The following is an 18084-nucleotide window of genomic DNA, read 5'->3' as shown; positions in this document are numbered from 1 at the left end:
GAGGCCCTGTCAGGACCACGCCACTTTCTGCTGGAAACAGCTCAGCGGTTGTTCACGAAAGGCCAGGTAATGGCGCAGCACCTGCACCGGCGCTTCGGTATGCGGGTAATGACCGATGCCCTGCAACTGCACGGTGTCCGGCTCCGGCACCAGTTGCCGGTAGCGCTCCACCATGTGCGCGCCGGACAGCGGGTCGACCACGCCATTTATCAAGCGCAGCGGCACGCCTTCGTGCTGCATCGCGCCAACCCAGCGTTCGCGGTGCAACCTGCGCTCCGGCATGTACCCCACCAGTTTGTGCAGGATGCGCGTGCCACGGTTGGCGGCGATCAAACTCCAGAAGTCATCCAGTACGCTTTCACTGGGTTGGGTACAAGAGCCGTAGACCTGGATCACGCTGCGCACCAGGTCGTCACGCCCGAACGAACGTCCTACCAGCCAGCCCAGACGGCTGAGCAGCAACTTCTGGATCAGCAGCATGCGGCAGCTTTCGGGGAACAGCCCGCTGTTGAGGAACACGCAGCTGGCGATGTTGGCGCGCTGTTCATGATGCCGCGCCAGCAGTTCCTGCGCCACACTGCCGCCGTAGTCATGGGCCAGCAGATGCACGGGCTGGTCGACCTTCAGCTCGGCAAGCAAGGCCTGCTGCAGGTCGGCCTGCTCCATCAGGCTGTACAGGTGATCGACCGGTTTGGCCGAATCACCAAATCCGAGCATGTCGCAGGCGATCAACCGGAAGCGCTGGGCCAATGGCCCCCACAGGTAGCGCCAATCCCAGCTGGCAGTAGGGAAGCCGTGCAACAGAAGCAGGGGCTCTCCTTGCCCTGCGGTCCAGTAGCGGATGCTCTGGCCCCGGAAGCTGAAACTCTGTCCCCGGGTACGCCAGACGCACAATGGAATTTCGGCCATGGGCATCAGAACGGTCCCGGTGAAGTGGTGTTGGTGGAATAGAGCAAGGCTGCGGTCATTGCATGTCACCTCGGCACTTACATGTGCTCTCTATGTCGAGGCTGAGTCTAGCCAGCAGCCCATGGGCTGGAACTTGCGTTGCCAGCCAGCTTGATGACTTGGCGAGTCAGTGGCACGAACGGTCAGAGCAGCATGGCCAGCAGCGGTGCCGCGAACAGGTTCAAAAGCCCCGTCAGGACCATGACCAGGCCGGCCACCGAGCCTTCCTCGCGGCCTACCTCCTGCGCCCGGCTGACACCGGCGCCATGGGCACCGACGCCGAACAGCGCGCCCCGCGCCAGCGGCGTGCGCAACGGCAACCAACGCAGCAGCACGCCGCCGAACATGGCGCCCAGCACGCCGGTGAACATCACGAACACCGCCGTCAGTTCCGGTACGCCACCCAGGTCATGGGCCAATGGCATGGCAAAGGGCGTGGTGATCGAACGCGGCACCAGCGACAGGCTGGTCGCGCTGTCCAGCGCCAACATATGAGCCAACCCCCAGGAACTGGCGATCGAAGCGCTGCTGCCGGCGACCATGCCCACCATCAGTGCCGGCCAGTGGCGCGCCAGCATGGCCCGTTGCTGCCAGATCGGCACCGCGAAGGCCACGGTCACCGGGCCAAGCACGCTCATCAGCCAATGGGTGTTGCGGGCGTACTCGGCATAGGCGGTGTGCAGCGGCACGGCCACCGCCAGCAACAGAACCGGCACCAGGATCAGCGGCGACAGCAGGTAGCGCCCGCTGCGCCGGTACAACCAGCGGCTGCCCAGGTACGCCAGCAAGGTCAGGGCCAGCCAGAACAGCGGCATGGGTTCAAGGCTCATGGCGCAAACTCCAGCGGCACACCAGTTCCACGGTCAACGCGGTCACCACCATTACCATCAAGGTGCTCACGGCAATCACCAGCAGGATGCGCCAGCCCTCGTCACGGATCAGGGCGCCGTAATCGAGCAGGCTCATCAACGCCGGGATGAAGAACAACAGCATCTCAGCCATCAGCCAGCCGGCGCCCAGTTGCAGCATGGCCGGCTTGAGCACACCCGAGGCGAACAGCAACAGCAGCAATGCCAGGCCCATCACACCGCCAGGAATCGGCCAGCCCAGCCAGGTGGCAAGCTGGCCACCGAACAGGAACAAGGCACAGAGGATCGCCAGCTCGACGAGCAGGCGCAGGGCTTTTTTCAATAACGCGGGTTTCATGGGGGGTTCCTCGACAGGCCCTCATTTTAAGATTTGGCTGCCTAGGCCAGAAGCGAATTGTTAGACTGAACGCCATTCCAGAATGGAATTGCGATCATGGAATTCAAACAGCTGCGCAGCTTTATCGAAGTGGTCCACCGCGGCGGCTTTACCCAGGCGGCGCAGACCCTGCACATCAGCCAGTCGGCGGTGAGCAAACAGGTGGCCCAACTGGAGCAAGATGTGGGCCAGCCGCTGCTGGAGCGCCAGGCCTCGCAGCTGCACCTGACCGCTGCCGGGCGCATCGTGCTGGAGCGTGGCGAATCCTTGCTGCGCCAACGTCAGGCGCTGCTCAGCGAACTGGACGACCTCAGCCAGATGGGCCGCGGTGAACTGCGCCTGGGCTTGCCGATGCTGGGCAGCGACGCGCTGTTCGCCGGCTTGTTCGCCGAGTATCGGCGGCGTCACCCGAACATCGCGGTCCAGTTGCTCGAAGGCGGCAGCCGCAGCATCGAACAGGCAGTCAAGAGTGGCGAACTGGAACTGGGTGGCAGCCTGACGCCCAGTGACGAGGCGTTCGACTACCAGCCGTTCTGCAACGAACCACTGGATGCCCTGTTGCCTGCCGGCCACGAACTGGCGGGCCAGGACGGGGTGGACCTGCAGCAGCTGGCCGATACCCCGTTCCTGCTTTACCAGCGCAGCTTCGTGCTCAATGACCGGTTGCTGAAGGCGTGCCAGCAGCAGGGTTTTACCCCCAAGGAAGGCGGGCGCAGTGGCCAGGCGGACTTCCTCGCGGCGCTGGCGGCGGCGGGCCAGGGCGTGGTGCTGCTGCCCCGTGTGGTGGCGAAAGCGCTGGAGCGCCCCGGTGTGGTGCGCTTGCCGCTGCGCTCGCCGGGGGATTTGCGTTGGGATATCGCGTTCATCTGGCGGCGCGGGGCGTATCTGTCACGGGCGGCGCAGGCGTGGTTGGCGTTGGTGAGCGAGTGGCCGGTGCTCGGCAGCAAGGGCGGGGGAAATACCTCAGGCTTTCAGTGCTTGAACAAGCTCAGCCAACCAAGGCTCTGCATCCGCCTCCGGAGTCACCGTCTCGCTGGCATCCAGGCGCAGCATCGGCTGCACTTCGCGCACGCCCAGCTCGGCAAACAGTTCGCGCATCTGCTCGCCACCACCGCAATAGGTATCGCCATAACTGCTGTCACCCAGCGCAATCACCGCACCCGGCAGGCCACGCCAGGCCGCAGGCAGGGTATCGCGAATGCTGCTGTACAACGGCATGAGGTTGTCCGGCAGTTCGCCCATGCCAGTGGTCGAGGTCACGGCCAGCAAGGCGTCGGGGGCGAAACCTTCAAGGTCCTGCAAGGTGGCGCGCGCCGCATGCCAGGCCTCCAGGCCCGCAGCCTTGAGCAGCGATTCAGCGTGACGGGCGACTTCTTCGGCGGTGCCGTAGACCGATCCGGAAATAATGGCGACTTTCATCGGGTAGAGGATTCCGAAACTGAGTGAAAACGTAGGATACTAGCATCCGGCGCTGGCAAAAGGCCGCCTCTACCAAAGTCACCATCCTCAGCCCTGCTTCGCACCCTTGTTTATTCAATGGCCCGAACATGATCAACGCGCAACTACTGCAATCCATGGTCGATGCGTCCAATGACGGCATCGTGGTCGCCGAACAGGAAGGCGACGACACCATCCTCATCTACGTGAACGCGGCCTTCGAACGCCTGACCGGCTACAGCCGTGACGAAATCCTCTACCAGGATTGCCGCTTCCTGCAGGCCGACGACCGCGACCAGCTTGGCCGCGCCCGCATCCGCAAGGCCCTGGCCGAAGGCCGGCCGTGCCGCGAAGTGCTGCGCAACTACCGCAAGGATGGCAGCGCTTTCTGGAACGAACTGTCGATCACCCCGGTAAGGCACGACGGAGAACAGCGCACCTACTTCATCGGTATCCAGAAAGACGTCACTCGACAGGTCGAACTGGAGCGGGAACTGGCGCAACTGCGCGTTCGTCCGAAACCCGACGAACGCACCTGAACCAAGTACGCCACGCACGGTCAATCCCGTTGAAGAAATCGCCATCGAGTTCGATCATGCAAGCAGAAGCGCTCCTGACCCAGGACGAGCTGGATTTCATACAGAACATGCAGCATTCGCCGCAGTTGAACCTGGCCGACCCCATGTCGAGCCTGCTGGTCAATGGCGACCGCCGCATCCAGAGCTTGCTCACCCGCTTGGTGGCCAACGAGCAGGTAACCCTGCAGGCCCAGTTCAACAACCAGCAGATCAGCTTCCCGCTGCAACTGGTGGAAGACGAGTTCCACGCCCTGCACCTGCAACTGGGCTCACCGGAAATCTACGAGGACGGGCCCATGCTGCGCCCCTGGCGCCTGTCGATGGAGCAGCCGAGCGCGCTGCTCGATGCCCATGGGCAGGAAAGCGGCCTGTGGGTTCGCGATATTTCGTTCAAGGGTACATTGCTGGAAGTCCGTGGCCTGCCAGCGGCACCAGCCCGCTTCGAACTGAGCTTCGCCCCTGGCGGCATCCCCCCCATCGAACTGCATGGCGTGCTGGGCCGGCGCATCGGCCCGGACCTGGCCGCCTACGACCTCAGCCAAAGCCCGGCCGAAGAGATCGAACGCTTGCGCGACTACATTCTCCAGGCCCATCGCCGGGCCCACCCCGAGCTACACACTCAGGTATCGAACTGACCGGCCAGAAACTGCCGCAAACGCTGGCGCATCACACTACCCTGTGCGCCCAGGCAGGCGATCGGGCTGCCAGCCAGGCTGTCCTGTGCCAGTTCCGCCGCTTCACCCGCCAGTAATAACGGGCATTCCAGCCCTGCCACCAGGCGCGTCAGGCGCCGGGTGAGTTCCGCCGTGGGCGGCTGGTGGGAGAACAGCACCAGGGCATCCGGTTTCAGGCGCTCGCAGACCAGCGCCAGTTCTGCCAGCGGCTGCCCGCTCGCCAGTGGTGTCACGCCAACTTCATCACTGCCCAGGATCAGGCTGGTCACCAGCAACTCCAGTTCGTGGCACTGCCCCGGCAACGGTGCCAGCAGCACCATGCGGCTGCGCAGTACACGGGCAAGTTGCAAGCGAGCGAACACCCGGCCACGCAGGAACTGATCGAGGAACAGCCACTCGCTGGCCTGCCCGTAGCCGCCCTGCCCGACCGCCAGGTCATGCCACACCGGCATGAACACTTCGCTGAATACCTGGTCCAGGGTGCAGGCGGCAAACACTTCGTCGAACAGGCGGTCCAGGCCGGCCAGGTCAAAACGTTGCAGCGCCTGGCGAATCTGCTGCTGCCAGCGCACCCAGGCGCCCGTCGCGCCACCTGCCTGCCCGGCTAGGGCATGGTCGCGGGCGAGGATGCTGGCGACCTTGCTCACCGCCACGCCGCGCTCCAACCAGCCAAGGATGCGGCGGATGTCATCGATGTCGGCCTGGGAATACAGGCGGTGACCACTGTCGGTGCGGGTTGGCTGGATCAGGCCATGGCGGCGCTCCCAGGCGCGCAAGGTCACGGCGTTGACACCGGTCAGGCGGGAAACCTCACGGATCGGAAACAGGTCCTGCTGCGCGAGGCTCGCATCGATTACTGGGTTCAGTCCCTGTTCGTTCATCTGCAAGGGGTACCCTGTGTGCCCAAGTTGAACACCTAGTCTACTACGGCAACCGTTTGCCGGCTGACAGTTGCCGAAGATCGCACATGGGCGATAATCCGCGCCCGATTCTTGCATGCACGCCTGCGTCGCCCACCACCCCGGGCCACACAGCCAAAGGGGCCGGCTACCCGCCAGCCCCGTTGCCAGGAGATACACGATGTCTACCCCACCCGTCACCCTGATGGTGTCGCGCCGCGCCGCCCATGGCCGCTACCAGGACCTGCTGGCCTGGCTGCATGAAGGCGAACAGCTGGCCACCGACTTCCCCGGCTACCTTGGCTCGGGCATCCTGGCGCCACCCCGCGACAGCGACGAATTCCAGATCATTTTCCGTTTCAGCGACGAGCCGACCCTGCATGCCTGGGAGCATTCCGCCTCGCGACGGGCCTGGTTGCAGCGCGGCAACGGCTTGTTCGAACGCCCCAAAGAGGCGCGCGTAAGCGGCATCGACGACTGGTTTGGCACCAATATGGTGCAAAAACCACCACGTTGGAAGCAGGCCGTGGCCATCTGGCTGGCCTTCTTCCCCGTCTCGCTGGTGTTCAACCTGGTGTTCGGCCACTGGCTGGCAGCACTGGACCTGGTGCCCCGGGTACTGCTCAGCACCCTGGGCCTGACGCCGGTGATGGTCTACCTGTTCATCCCCCTTTCCACCCGCCTGCTGGCCGGCTGGCTGCATGCATCCCCGGCCCCTGCTGGCGCCCTGCGCAGCCGCTGAGGCCAGGCCGTACACGCGGTAGACAGTTCGGGTATGCTGGGCGGCAACCAAAGGACAGACAAGTTGACCGCCCCGAACATGAACAGCCCCATTCTCGTTACCGGAGCCAGCCAGCGCGTCGGGCTGGCCCTGGCCCTTGAACTGGCACAGGCCGGCCATACGGTGGTCAGTGCCAGCCGCAGCGTCCAGCCACAGGCGGCCCACCCGAACATCGTGCAGTTCCAGGCCGACCTGTGCCAGGCGGCCGACCGCCAGGCCCTGATCGACTATCTGCACAACCATTACGACGGCCTGCGCGCGATCATCCACAACGCCTCGCTGTGGCTCGACGATGGCCTCGACAACCTCGAGACCATGTTCCGCCTGCACGTCGAAGCGCCCTACCACCTCAACCTGGCCCTGGGCGACCTGCTGGCCAAGGTGGAAAAGGCCGACATCATCCACATTTGCGACGAAACCTCTTCACGCGGCAGCAAAAGCCACATCGGCTACGCCGCGACCAAGGCCGCGTTGCAGAACATGGTGCTGTCGTTCGCCGAAAAATATGCGCCCAAGGTGCATGTGAACGGTATCCTGCCGGGGCTGCTGATCCTCAAGGAAGGGGGTGACGAAACCTACCGCCAGCAGACCCTGAAAAAGGCCCTGCTGGAGTTCGAACCCGGCGCCGGCCCGCTGATCGAGACGGTCAAGTACCTGCTCGCCAGCCAGTACAGCACCGGCAGCCAGGTGGTCATCAACGGTGGCCGCCACCTGAAGAACCGCATGACCTGAGAGAAGCCCATGACCCCACAGCAACAGCTCGAACTCGAGGCCGCCGCGTTCCGGCGCCTGGTCGAACACCTGCAGAAGCGCACCGACGTGCAGAACATCGACCTGATGAACCTGTCCGGCTTCTGCCGCAACTGCCTGTCCAAGTGGTACAAGGCCGCGGCTGATGAGCGCCAGCTCGACCTGAGCCTGGATGACGCCCGCGAAGCGGTGTACGGCATGCCTTACGCCGAGTGGAAAGCCCAATACCAGAAAGAAGCCAGCGCCGACCAACAAGCGGCGTTCGAAAAAGGAAAACCCCGTGACTGACCTGAACACCCTGCGCGCCAGCCTGGCCAGCGGCCAACACGTGTTTGCCGACACCCTGGCGTTCATTGCCGACAACTACAGCTACCAGCCACAGGCCTTCGACAATGGCGGCGTGGCGAATGCGGCCGGGCAGAACGAAGGTTCGTGCAAGACCCTGGGCCTGGCGCTGCTGGAAGGGCTGAGCGACCAGGAAGCGCTGCTGGCCTTTGGCGAGCACTACCGTGACGTGGTGGCCACGCCGGAGGGCAGCGACCATGGCAATATCCGTGCGCTGATCAAGCATGGGCTGGCGGGCGTCAAGTTTGCCGAGCTGCCGCTTGCACGCAAGGCTTGAGATTTTGGGGCCGCTCCGCGGCCCTTTCGCCGGCAAGCCAGCTCCCACAGGTACCCCGCTGCCTTCAAACTGATCATCCCCCTGTGGGAGCTGGCTTGCCGGCGATGAGGCCGGTGCAGACAGCATCAACCCATGATCCTTCCTGGGACCTCACCCGCCAACCCACCCTGCTGCAACCACTGCAAGGCCAGCGGCCACAAACTTTCGCGAAAGCGGTCATGGAAGAATGCGAAATGGCCAATTTCATCGACCGAGATATCCACAGGCGCAATGCGCAGGTGCTGGCGCTCGGCGCCCTGCAGATAGCCCAGCAAACGCTCGGTCGCCGCCACGGTACCAAAGGGGTCATCGGTCAGGCTGATGGCCAGCGTCGCCGCCCGCACCTGGGCGAACGGTAGTGCCTCCAGTGCACGCCCGCTGGGTCGGTGCTCATAGCGTGGGGTACGGGTGGTCCAGTCGTGCACCACGCCGGATGGCGTGTCCTCCAGCCAACCCAGGCGCTTGCCGGGAAAGTAACCGAACACCCGGGTGAGCAGCGGCATTACCACATGCCACTTGCCGAACAGTTGCCAACGCTGGTCAGCCGCGTAATCGCGCCAATAGGCGAATTGCGCACCAACCATCACCACCCGGCGAACCTTGCTCGCCGAAGGTGCCAGCCCCACTGCGCAGCCGCCAAAACTGTGCCCCACCACGTCCACCGGCTGGCCGGGGAAATGTTCTGCGGCATGCACCAGCATGGCTTCGAAATCCAGCCGGCCCCAGTCGCTCCAGGATGCCTGGAAGCCGCGCAGCGAGGCCGGGCGGGATTCGCCGATGCCACGGTAGTCGTAGGTCAGCACATCGCAGCCCTGGGCGAACAGGTAGTCGGCGAAACGCGAGTAGTAGCGGCAGCGTACCGAGGTGGCAGCGTTGATGATCACCAGCGGGCGCTGGGGGTCAGGTCGGGCGTGGCGCCAGCGGAAGCCGCCGAGGCTGTAGCCGTCGGCTGCGGTGTGGCGAAAGGCAGTGGCGGGTTGGGTGAGGCTGCTCATGGCACATTCCCTGTTGTTGTGCGCCAAAGCTAGCAAAGATTTTATAGCCTGTACCGGCCACTTCGCGGGTAAACCCGCTCCTACAGGTACTCCATTTCCCTCAAGTTAAAAGGGATCCCTGTGGGAGCGGGTTTACCCGCGAAAGGGCCGGTACAGGCCGGCAGCGATTACAGCTCGACGCAGTCGAACTTCACATCAGTAGCCACGTCTTCGTCGTAGTTGACGTCAGCGCGCTCGAAGCCGAACAGGTTGAGGAACTGCTTCTTGTAGCCGGCATAGTCGGTCAGCTCGAACAGGTTCTCGGTGGTCACCTGCGGCCACAGCGCCTTGCAGGCGTCCTGTACGTCATCACGCAGTTCCCAGTCGTCCAGGCGCAGGCGGCCCTTCTCGTCGACTTCGGCCGGCGCGCCGTCGGCACGGTACATGCGGTCGCGATACATGCGGTCCAGCTGGTCCTGGGTGCCTTCGTGAACACCCTTCTCCTGCATGATCTTGAACACCATCGACAGGTACAGCGGCATCACCGGGATGGCCGAGCTGGCCTGGGTAACCACCGACTTCAGCACCGCCACGTTGGCGCCGCCCTTCACTTCACCGGCCAGTTTCTTGTCCAGGCGCAGGGCGGTTTCGTCCAGGTCCTGCTTGGCCTGGCCCAGCGCACCGTGCCAGTAGATCGGCCAGGTGATGTCGCTGCCGATGTAGCTGAAGGCCACGGTGCGAGCACCTTCGGCCAGCACGTTGGCGCCAGCCAGGGCGTCGATCCACAGCTGCCAGTCCTGGCCACCCATGACGGTGACGGTGTCGGCGATTTCCTGCTCGGTAGCCGGCTCGATGCTGGCCTCGATGATGGTGTCCTTGTTGGTGTCGATGGCGGTCGACTTGTACGGCTGGCCGATCGGCTTCAGGGCCGAACGCACCAGTTCACCGGTCTGCGGCAGCTTGCGCACTGGCGAGGCCAGCGAGTAGATGACCAGGTCGACCTTGCCGCCCATTTCGTTCTTGATCAGTTCGATGACCTTGGCACGGGCTTCGTCGGAGAAAGCGTCACCATTGATAGACTTGCTGTACAGGCCTTCGGCCTTGGCGAACTTGTCGAAGGCTGCAGCGTTGTACCAGCCAGCGGTGCCGGCCTTGGTCTCGGTGCCTGGCTTTTCGAAGAACACGCCCAGGGTGTCGGCCTTGAAGCCGAACGCCGCGGTGATGCGGGCTGCCAGGCCGTAGCCGCTGGAAGCACCGATGACCAGGACCTTCTTCGGGCCATCCTCGCGCACGCCCAGCTTGCGGGTGGCTTCGATCTGGTCACGGACGTTGAGCTCGCAGCCCTTCGGGTGAGTCGTGGTGCAGATGAAACCGCGGACCTTAGGATGAATGATGGCCAATGTCTGTACCTCGTCAGGTTTATGCCGGGGGAAGCGCCGTCATGGGCGATTCCGGTTGATCAGAGGGTGAGACTACCCCCGCAGGTTATCCGACACATATTACGGGGTGATCTTGGGGATGCAAAACGGTGGATTACCTGTACCGGCCCTATCGCCGGCAAGCCAGCTCCCACAAAGACGGCGCAAAACTTGAGCCCTGTGAGGGACCTGTGGGAGCTGGCTTGCCGGCGATAGAGCCAGTGCAGGCAACATCAATCTGACAAGAGAGCCCCTTTCAGCCATTCCAGGAACTGCCGGGCCAGCGGATCATCCTGGCTGTCCCGATGCACCAGGCACGCCCACGCCGGCCCACGCACGCGCTGCGCCGACAAAGCCTGCAAACGCCCCTCCTCCACCGCCCGCCGCGCCAGCAACTGGCTGACCAGGGCCACCCCCAACCCCTCGCTCGCCGCATCCAGCAGCAGCCCGGGGTCGGAAAAGTTCAGCCCCTTGCCCTGCTGCCCCACATCCTCGCCACCCTCCAGCTGCCAGTGGCTCCAGTCCATCTCGCGCTCGCCATGCAAGGTGGTGCGCCGCGACATCGGCGTTTGCAGCAACGCCGGGTGGCAGGCCGGGTACAGCTGGTCCTGGTGCAGCACGTTGAAGCTGCACTCGGCCTGGGCACTGAGGTCGTCGCGGATGGCCAGGTCGATGGTCTCGGTCGCCATGTCCGGCACCTCGAAACTGGTGAACAGCCACAAGTCGACATCCGGGCAGCGCTGGTGAAAGTCGGCCAGCCGCGGCAGCAACCAGTGCCTGGCAAAGGCCGGGCTGGTGTTGACCACCAGTTGGTTGGGCTTGCGGTACTGGTCGAGCCGGCGAATGCCCACCGCCAGGTGCTGCAGCAGCGACTGCGTGGTGCTGAGCAGGTCGTGCCCGGCGTCGGTCAGGCTCACGCTGCGGCCACTGCGGTGGAACAGCGGCTGCTCCAGGTAGGTTTCCAGGCTGCGTATCTGCTGGCTGATGGCCGACTGGGTCAGGTTCAGCGCTTCGGCGGCCTTGTGGAAGCTGCCCAGCCGCGCAGCGGCTTCGAAGCCGCGCAGGGCATTCAGGGGTGGCCAGTGTTTGAGCATGATTGATAAGCCCTGCTGATCAGATGTGCGCTAAATCTATCGTTTGTCGCAGGCCAAGCCTAGCCATAGCATGGACATCAACACCCGCGACGGCGGGCTTCGTTGATAAAAATCCTTAATTGATCGGAGTTCACTATGCACCTGTCCCTCGACAGCGGCTGGCGCATGCCCGCCGAATGGGCCCGCCACGCTGCCACCTGGATGGTCTGGCCACACAACCAGGCCCTGTGGGAAAGCGGCTGGCACGTGCGCCTGGCCGACGTACAGCAGGACTACGCCCGGGTCGCGGCAGCCATCGCCCGTTTCGAGCCGGTGAAGATGGTGGTCGACCCTTCGGCCTTGCAGAGCGCACGTGCCCTCTGCGGCGCCAATATCGAACTGGTCGAAATGGCCGTGGACGACAGCTGGTGCCGGGACAGCGGCCCTGGCTTCGTCTGCCACCCACAGCATGGCCTGGCCGGCCTGAGCTGGCGCTTCAACGCCTGGGGAGGCAAGTCGCAGCACGGCCAGGACCGCAGCCTCGGCCGGCGCATCCTCGACCACCTGGGCCTGGACGGTTTCAGCACGGCGCTGTGCAACGAAGGCGGGGCGATTCATGTAGACGGCGAAGGCACCCTGATCACCACCGAGTCGGTGCTGCTCAACCCCAACCGCAACCCTGGCGTGAGCAAGGCCGAGTTCGAGGCCTGCTTCGCCCGCTACCTGGGCATCCGCAAGACCATCTGGCTACCGGGCGACCCACAATACATCACCGGCGACATGACCGACGGCCACGTCGACGGTGTATGCGCCTTCGCCCGACCCGGCGCGCTGCTGGTGGATGCCACCCATGACCAGCATTCGGTATACGCCGAAGTCGTGCGGGAAAACCGCCGCGCCCTGGAACTGGCCACCGACGCGCAAGGCCGGCACTTCGAGCTGCTCGACCTGTATGAAGCCAGCGCCGCCGTCGACCAGGACGCCGAGGTATTCTGCGCCTCGTACACCAACTTCTACATCGCCAACGGCGCGATCATCATGCCGGCCTATGGCATCGCCGCCGACCAGGAAGCCGCCGCGCAACTGGCCCACGCGTTCCCGGGCCGGGAGATCGTACCGGTGCGCATCGACCACATCGCCCATGGCGGTGGCGGCATCCATTGCATCACCCAGCAACAACCCGAGGTGCAGCCATGAGTCTGCTACGCATCGCCACCACCCAGATGCCATGCAGCTGGGACCTGCCTGGCAACCTCGACCGCGCCGAACAGCTGGTTCGCCAGGCTGCCGCCAAGGGGGTCCAGGTGATCCTGCTGCAGGAGCTGTTCGCCACCCCGTACTTCTGCATCGAACAGGACCACCAGCACCAGGCCCTCGCCCAGCCCTACCCCGCCAGCCCGATCCTGCAGCGCTTCGCCGCACTGGCCGGCGAGCTGGGCGTGGTGCTGCCGCTGAGCTGGTACGAGCGCGCCGGCAATGCCTTCTTCAACTCGTTGACCGTGGCCGATGCCGATGGCCGCCTGCTTGGCGTCTACCGCAAGACCCACATCCCCAACGCCATTGGCTACCAGGAGAAGGAATACTTCAGCCCCGGCGATACCGGCTTCAAGGTCTGGGACACCGCCTTCGGCCGCCTGGGCATCGGCATCTGCTGGGACCAGTGGTTCCCCGAGACCGCCCGCTGCCTGGCACTGATGGGCGCCGAAGTGCTGCTGTTCCCCACCGCCATCGGCTCCGAGCCCGGCTGTGCCGAACTGGACTCGCGCGACCACTGGCAGGTAGCAATGCGCGGCCATGCCGCCGCCAACCTGTTGCCGGTGGTGGCGGCCAATCGGGTGGGCGAAGAAGTCGCAGCCAGCGACGCATCGTTGGCCATGCGCTTCTATGGCTCGTCGTTCATCTGCGACCACAAGGGCGCCATGCTCGCCGAAGCCGACCGCGACAGCAGTGGCATCTGGCTGCACGACCTGGATCTGGCCGGCATGCGGGAAGACCGCCTGAGCTGGGGCATCTACCGCGATCGCCGACCGGAGATGTACGCACCGCTGCTGACCCTGGACGGCACCCACCCACACACCCTGAGGGCATGAGCATGAAACGCCACGTTCTGGCCGCCTTGGCGCTGGCCGTCTGCGCCTGCCAGGCTCAGGCCGAGCAGCCCGTGCTGCGCCTGTACAACTGGGCCGACTATTTTGCCGAGGACACTCTCAAGCAGTTCACGGCCGAAACCGGCATCCAGGTGATCTACGACGTGATGGACGGCAGCGAAGTGCTCGAGGCCAAGCTGATGTCCGGGCGCAGTGGCTACGACCTGGTCTTCCCCGGTGATACCGTCGCCGAGCGCCTGATGCGCGCCGGCAGCCTGCAGCCACTGGACCACAGCCGCCTGGAGGCCCTGAACGACATCGAGCCCGGGCTGCGTCAGCTGCACGCCCGGTACCCCAAGGCCAGCCAGGCGACCGTGCCCTACACCTGGGGCACCATCGGCCTTACGGTGAATGCCGACAAAGTCCGCCAGCGCATGCCCGATGCACCGCTGGACAACCTCGACCTGCTGTTCAAGCCGGAGCTGGCAGCCAAATTCGCCGACTGCGGTATTTCAGTCATCGATTCACCCGACGAAGTGCTGGCAGTGGTCCTCAACTACCTGGGCCGCGAGCCACGCAGTGCCAAGCGCGAAGACCTGGCCGCAGCCAGCGAACTGCTCAAGGCGATTCGCCCGTACGTGCGCAAGTTCCAGTCGCAACCGGTGACCGAACTGGTCAACGAGAACCTGTGCCTGTCACTGGGCTACAGTGGCGACGTGATCCAGGCGCAGCGTACCGCCGATGCCGCGGGCAAGCATCTCGACTTCCAGTACCGCGTACCGCGCCAAGGCACCACGGTGTGGATGGATACCATGGCCATCCCGGCCGATGCCAAGCACCCGGAATACGCCTATCGTTTCATCAACTTCGTCATGCGCCCGGCGAACATGGCGGCCATCAGCAACTTCACCGGTTACCCTACCGCCAGCGCCAAGGCACGCCAGGCAGTGGACCCGCGCATGCGCGACAACCCCGATATCTACCTCGACCAAGCCACCTATGCCCGGCTGATCCCGGGCCGCGATATCCCACAGGCCGACATGCGTGCACGCATGCGCGTGTGGACCCGCTTCAAGACTGCACAGGACTGAGCCATGCCAAGCCGTAGAACCTTCCTGCAACTTTCGCTGGCCGCCGGCCTCGGTGCCAGCCTCGGCCTGCCGCTGGGCCTGGCCCGCGCCGAAGAACCGGGGCGCTGGTTCATGCCGGACGAAGGCGAGCCGCAGCAACGCGCATTCATCGCCTTTGGCGCCCAGGATGCGATCTGGGAGGACTTCACCGCCGATGTGCAGGCCGCCCTCGGTCGCATCGCCCAGGCCATCGCGCGCTATCAGCCAGTGACGGTGTTCTGCCGGGCCAGCGAGCGCGAGCTGGCCGAGCAGCACTGTGCCAGCCAGCGCACAAGTTTCGTCGAGTGCGAGCTGGACGACATCTGGATGCGCGACATCGGCGCCAACTTCGTCGTCGATGATGACGGAGCCCTGGCGGCGGTGGACTTCAACTTCAATGGCTGGGGCAACAAGCAACGTCACCGCAACGATGCCCAACTGGCCAGGCGCGTGACCACGCTGGCCGGTGCCCGCTACCAGCGCAGCGACCTGGTGGGTGAAGGCGGCGCCATAGAGGTGGACGGCCACGGCACGGGCATCATGACCGAGAGCAGCTGGGTCAACGCCAACCGCAACAAGGGCTGGAGCAAGGCCGAGATCGAGGCGGAGCTCAAGGAGCGCCTGGGGCTGAGCAAGATCATCTGGCTACCGGGCATCGCCGGCCAGGACATCACCGACGGGCACGTGGACTTCTATGCCCGCTTCGTCAGGCCGGGGGTGGTGATTGCCAACCTGGATAACGACCCGGACTCGTATGACTACGCCGTGACGCGCAAGCACCTGGATATCCTCAAGCGGGCCACCGATGCCGAGGGCCGCAGATTGCAGGTGCACGTCGTGTCGCCGCCGCTGCACGGGCGGCGCAACAGGTTCAGCAAAGGCAATGATGACTTTGCCGCTGGGTACATCAACTACTTCGTGATCAATGGCGCGATCATTGCGCCACAGTTTGGCGATGGGGCGGCGGACGAGAAAGCGCGGGGGCTGCTGGCGGCGTTGTATCCGGGGCGGGATATCGTGCAGCTGGATATCGATGCCATTGCTGCGGGGGGCGGGGGGATTCACTGTGTGACCCATCAGTGCCCGGCGGTGTAGCAGGTGTTGCCTGTGCTGGCCTCTTCGCGGGCTTGCCCGCTCCCACAGGCACTCCACAAGACTCAAGATTTGTGCAGTTCCTGTGGGAGCGGGCAAGCCCGCGAAGAGGCCGCCACAGTCAATCGCGGTGCCGACGGCGCCCCGTGATCATCGACCACGGCAGGTTTTCCCGCATGCGCACGCTCTCGTAGATGGCCGCCAGCACATGCACGCAAACCAGCACCAGCAGCGCGTTGGCCAGCCAGCTGTGCAGGTCCATCGGCCAGTCGACACCAAACAGCGCGTCCACCTCCTGCGACGCCCACCCGGTAAGGCCCAGGCCGGCAATGCAGGTCAACATCAGCATCATCACCAGGGCGCCAATCGGCGAATGCCCCATGTGATGGTCAAGCTCCCCATGCAGCAGCGCCCGGGCATGCCCGACCAGGCTTGCCGGGGTTGGCCAGAAGTCGGCCCAACGCGCGCTGCGTGGCCCGACAAAGCCCCAGATCACACGCACCACCACAACGGCCAGTGCGTAGTAACCCAGCCACTGGTGCCAGTCTTCACCTTCTTCGTTGAAGAAGTAGTTGGCGAAGAACACCACGGCGATCGACCAGTGGCACAGCCGCAGCAGGGGGTCCCACAGCTGTACCGTGCCGTCGCTGTTCAATCGTGGTACTCGGTCTTGACTGCCTTGCCCGTCACTGGGTCATGGTAGATCTCAACCTTCTTGCCATCCTTGTCGAAACCGTAGATCTCGTAGCAGTTACCCTTGGTGACCTTGAACTTGTTGATCTTGTAGCCCTGCTCCTTGAGCTGCGCCTGGAATTTTTCCTGATCCTGCCAGGTGCTTTTGTCAGCGGTGGTGCATTCGGTGGCCGCGAATGCGGTGCTGCTGGCGATCAAGAGGGTCATGGCGATCAATGTACGCATGGGCATGAACTCCATTCAGATGAGTGTAAAAGCGCATCCCTCAGCATAGTTCTGCAGGCCGCTTTACGCTCATTCATTTGCTTTACGCATCAATCGCAAAGAAAAACAAACTTAACAAATGAGCCAAAGCCACCGATGCTTGAGGCATCACGCCCATCGCACGGAGAACAACAACATGAACGACGTGGTCATCGTCGCCGCAACCCGTACCGCCATCGGCAGCTTCCAGGGCGCCTTGGCCACTGTGCCTGCAGTAGACCTGGGTGCCGCAGTGATCAAGCGCCTGCTGGAACAGACCGGGCTGGCCCCGGCGCAGGTCGACGAAGTCATCCTCGGCCAGGTGCTTACCGCCGGTGCCGGGCAGAACCCGGCACGCCAGGCCGCGATCAAGGCCGGCCTGCCCTTCAGCGTACCGGCAATGACCCTGAACAAGGTTTGCGGCTCGGGCCTTAAGGCACTGCACCTGGCCGCTCAGGCCATCCGCTGCGGCGACGCCGAGGTAGTCATCGCCGGCGGCCAGGAGAACATGAGCCTTGCCCCCTACGTGATGCCGTCGGCCCGCACCGGCCAGCGCATGGGCCATGGCCAGCTGATCGACAGCATGATCACCGACGGCCTGTGGGATGCCTTCAACGACTACCACATGGGTATCACTGCCGAAAACCTGGTGGACCAGTACGGCCTCAGCCGTGAGCAACAGGATGCCTTTGCCGCCGAGTCGCAGCGCAAGGCGGTAGCGGCGATGGAGGCCGGCCGCTTCGATGATGAAATCACCCCGATCGTGCTGCCGCAGAAAAAGGGAGAACCCAAGGTGTTCGCGCGGGACGAGCAGCCACGCCCGGATACCACCGCCGAATCCCTGGGCAAACTGCGCCCGGCGTTCAAGAAGGATGGCAGCGTCACCGCCGGCAACGCCTCGAGCCTGAATGACGGCGCCGCCGCCGTGCTGTTGATGAGCGCCGCCAAGGCCAAGACCCTGGGCCTGCCGGTGCTGGCCAGGATCGCGGCTTATGCCAGTGCCGGTGTAGACCCGGCGATCATGGGCATCGGCCCGGTTTCGGCCACCCAGCGCTGCCTGGACAAGGCCGGCTGGCAATTGGCCGAGCTGGACCTGATCGAAGCCAACGAAGCCTTTGCCGCGCAGGCGCTGGCCGTGGGCAAGGCGCTGGAATGGGATGCCGCGCGGGTCAACGTGAATGGCGGGGCGATTGCCCTTGGCCACCCGATTGGTGCGTCCGGGTGCCGGGTGCTGGTGACCCTGCTGCACGAGATGATCAAGCGGGACGCCAGGAAAGGCCTGGCAACCCTGTGCATTGGTGGCGGGCAAGGCGTGGCCTTGGCAATCGAGCGTTGATCTCGGACTGATTCAAGCAGGCCCGGCCTCTTCGCGGGCTTGCCCGCTCCCACAGGGACCCCACTGAAGCTGAATCCAGTGGGGGC

The 18084-nt window shown here is 64.4% G+C and carries 21 protein-coding genes and 1 pseudogene; 12 read left to right on the top strand and 10 right to left on the bottom strand.

The features are described from left to right. Window positions 1–9: 9 nt before the first annotated feature. The 3 genes from CAG34_RS25045 to CAG34_RS25035 form a co-directional block, all read right to left on the bottom strand. The gene (locus tag CAG34_RS25045; RefSeq protein ID WP_085593034.1) at window positions 10–915 is read right to left on the bottom strand and encodes an alpha/beta fold hydrolase; all 906 of its coding nucleotides are present in this window, start codon (window positions 913–915) and stop codon (window positions 10–12) included. A gap of 176 nt (window positions 916–1091) precedes the next feature. Next, window positions 1092–1778 carry an LrgB family protein gene (locus CAG34_RS25040; RefSeq protein ID WP_024087732.1) on the bottom strand — a complete coding sequence of 229 codons (687 nt, stop codon included), beginning with the start codon at window positions 1776–1778 and terminating at the stop codon, window positions 1092–1094. Continuing rightward, window positions 1768–2154, bottom strand: coding sequence for a CidA/LrgA family protein (locus tag CAG34_RS25035; RefSeq protein WP_075046354.1), 387 nt, complete (start codon window positions 2152–2154; stop codon window positions 1768–1770). The genes CAG34_RS25040 and CAG34_RS25035 overlap by 11 nt, the downstream gene beginning before the upstream one ends. A gap of 96 nt (window positions 2155–2250) precedes the next feature. Here CAG34_RS25035 and CAG34_RS25030 point away from each other — a divergent pair. Continuing rightward, window positions 2251–3120 (top strand): annotated as a pseudogene (locus tag CAG34_RS25030) (LysR family transcriptional regulator); the annotation flags it as partial. Between the two features lie 36 nt (window positions 3121–3156). Here the strand turns inward: CAG34_RS25030 and CAG34_RS25025 are convergent. Next, window positions 3157–3612, bottom strand: a complete 456-nt coding sequence (locus CAG34_RS25025; RefSeq protein WP_025340620.1) for a flavodoxin — start codon at window positions 3610–3612, stop codon at window positions 3157–3159. A 128-nt stretch (window positions 3613–3740) separates the two neighbouring features. Between CAG34_RS25025 and CAG34_RS25020 the strand changes: the two genes are divergently transcribed. After that, on the top strand, window positions 3741–4169 hold the full coding sequence (locus CAG34_RS25020) for a PAS domain S-box protein (RefSeq protein WP_085593032.1): 429 nt from the start codon (window positions 3741–3743) through the stop codon (window positions 4167–4169). Between the two features lie 56 nt (window positions 4170–4225). After that, window positions 4226–4843, top strand: coding sequence for a hypothetical protein (locus CAG34_RS25015; RefSeq protein ID WP_085593030.1), 618 nt, complete (start codon window positions 4226–4228; stop codon window positions 4841–4843). On the opposite strand, the gene CAG34_RS25010 is transcribed toward CAG34_RS25015, so the two are convergent. Continuing rightward, window positions 4828–5763, bottom strand: a complete 936-nt coding sequence (locus tag CAG34_RS25010) for a MerR family transcriptional regulator (RefSeq protein ID WP_025340623.1) — start codon at window positions 5761–5763, stop codon at window positions 4828–4830. The genes CAG34_RS25015 and CAG34_RS25010 overlap by 16 nt on opposite strands. 199 nt (window positions 5764–5962) lie before the next feature. Here CAG34_RS25010 and CAG34_RS25005 point away from each other — a divergent pair, with 199 nt between their 5' ends. The 4 genes from CAG34_RS25005 to CAG34_RS24990 are packed head-to-tail and all read left to right on the top strand — an operon-like array spanning window position 5963 to window position 7934. Then, window positions 5963–6523: a hypothetical protein gene (locus tag CAG34_RS25005; RefSeq protein ID WP_015271784.1), complete on the top strand. Its 561-nt coding sequence runs from the start codon at window positions 5963–5965 to the stop codon at window positions 6521–6523. A gap of 33 nt (window positions 6524–6556) precedes the next feature. Then, window positions 6557–7294, top strand: a complete 738-nt coding sequence (folM, locus tag CAG34_RS25000) for a dihydromonapterin reductase (RefSeq protein WP_046616343.1) — start codon at window positions 6557–6559, stop codon at window positions 7292–7294. Window positions 7295–7303: 9 nt separating this feature from the next. Further along, window positions 7304–7600 carry a DUF1244 domain-containing protein gene (locus CAG34_RS24995; protein WP_003260708.1) on the top strand — a complete coding sequence of 99 codons (297 nt, stop codon included), beginning with the start codon at window positions 7304–7306 and terminating at the stop codon, window positions 7598–7600. Further along, window positions 7593–7934 (top strand): HopJ type III effector protein, encoded by a 342-nt coding sequence (locus tag CAG34_RS24990; protein ID WP_003260709.1) that lies wholly within the window; start codon window positions 7593–7595, stop codon window positions 7932–7934. Before CAG34_RS24995 ends, CAG34_RS24990 begins: the two co-directional genes overlap by 8 nt. 125 nt (window positions 7935–8059) lie before the next feature. Here the strand turns inward: CAG34_RS24990 and CAG34_RS24985 are convergent, their stop codons facing one another. From CAG34_RS24985 to CAG34_RS24975, 3 genes are all read right to left on the bottom strand, one after another. Then, on the bottom strand, window positions 8060–8968 hold the full coding sequence (locus CAG34_RS24985; protein WP_085593028.1) for an alpha/beta fold hydrolase: 909 nt from the start codon (window positions 8966–8968) through the stop codon (window positions 8060–8062). Between the two features lie 167 nt (window positions 8969–9135). Then, window positions 9136–10347 carry an enoyl-ACP reductase FabV gene (gene fabV / locus CAG34_RS24980; protein ID WP_075046363.1) on the bottom strand — a complete coding sequence of 404 codons (1212 nt, stop codon included), beginning with the start codon at window positions 10345–10347 and terminating at the stop codon, window positions 9136–9138. 251 nt (window positions 10348–10598) lie between these two features. Then, window positions 10599–11459, bottom strand: a complete 861-nt coding sequence (locus tag CAG34_RS24975) for a LysR substrate-binding domain-containing protein (RefSeq protein ID WP_025340627.1) — start codon at window positions 11457–11459, stop codon at window positions 10599–10601. A 135-nt stretch (window positions 11460–11594) separates the two neighbouring features. Between CAG34_RS24975 and CAG34_RS24970 the strand changes: the two genes are divergently transcribed. The 4 genes from CAG34_RS24970 to CAG34_RS24955 are packed head-to-tail and all read left to right on the top strand — an operon-like array spanning window position 11595 to window position 15729. Next, window positions 11595–12635 (top strand): agmatine/peptidylarginine deiminase, encoded by a 1041-nt coding sequence (locus tag CAG34_RS24970; RefSeq protein WP_085593026.1) that lies wholly within the window; start codon window positions 11595–11597, stop codon window positions 12633–12635. Beyond that, the gene (gene aguB / locus CAG34_RS24965) at window positions 12632–13528 is read left to right on the top strand and encodes an N-carbamoylputrescine amidase (RefSeq protein WP_085593024.1); all 897 of its coding nucleotides are present in this window, start codon (window positions 12632–12634) and stop codon (window positions 13526–13528) included. The genes CAG34_RS24970 and aguB overlap by 4 nt, the downstream gene beginning before the upstream one ends. Before the next feature lie 2 nt (window positions 13529–13530). Further along, on the top strand, window positions 13531–14616 hold the full coding sequence (locus tag CAG34_RS24960) for an extracellular solute-binding protein (RefSeq protein WP_139833451.1): 1086 nt from the start codon (window positions 13531–13533) through the stop codon (window positions 14614–14616). A gap of 3 nt (window positions 14617–14619) precedes the next feature. Continuing rightward, complete coding sequence (locus tag CAG34_RS24955; RefSeq protein WP_075046367.1) at window positions 14620–15729, top strand: agmatine/peptidylarginine deiminase; 1110 nt, start codon at window positions 14620–14622, stop codon at window positions 15727–15729. 118 nt (window positions 15730–15847) lie between these two features. Here CAG34_RS24955 and CAG34_RS24950 read toward each other — a convergent pair whose 3' ends face one another. Next, entirely contained in the window at window positions 15848–16381 is a 534-nt protein-coding gene (locus CAG34_RS24950; RefSeq protein ID WP_025340632.1) for a cytochrome b/b6 domain-containing protein, read from the bottom strand. Then, the gene (locus tag CAG34_RS24945) at window positions 16378–16644 is read right to left on the bottom strand and encodes a PepSY domain-containing protein (RefSeq protein ID WP_025340633.1); all 267 of its coding nucleotides are present in this window, start codon (window positions 16642–16644) and stop codon (window positions 16378–16380) included. Before CAG34_RS24945 ends, CAG34_RS24950 begins: the two co-directional genes overlap by 4 nt. A gap of 175 nt (window positions 16645–16819) precedes the next feature. On the opposite strand from CAG34_RS24945, the gene CAG34_RS24940 reads away from it, so the two are divergent. Then, window positions 16820–17998, top strand: coding sequence for an acetyl-CoA C-acetyltransferase (locus tag CAG34_RS24940; RefSeq protein ID WP_085593020.1), 1179 nt, complete (start codon window positions 16820–16822; stop codon window positions 17996–17998). Window positions 17999–18084 lie beyond the last annotated feature (86 nt).

The sequence above is a fragment of the Pseudomonas sp. B14(2017) genome (genome assembly GCF_002113255.1).
Taxonomy (GTDB): domain Bacteria; phylum Pseudomonadota; class Gammaproteobacteria; order Pseudomonadales; family Pseudomonadaceae; genus Aquipseudomonas; species Aquipseudomonas putida_Z.
This window is presented reverse-complemented; position numbering and strand designations above follow the sequence as displayed.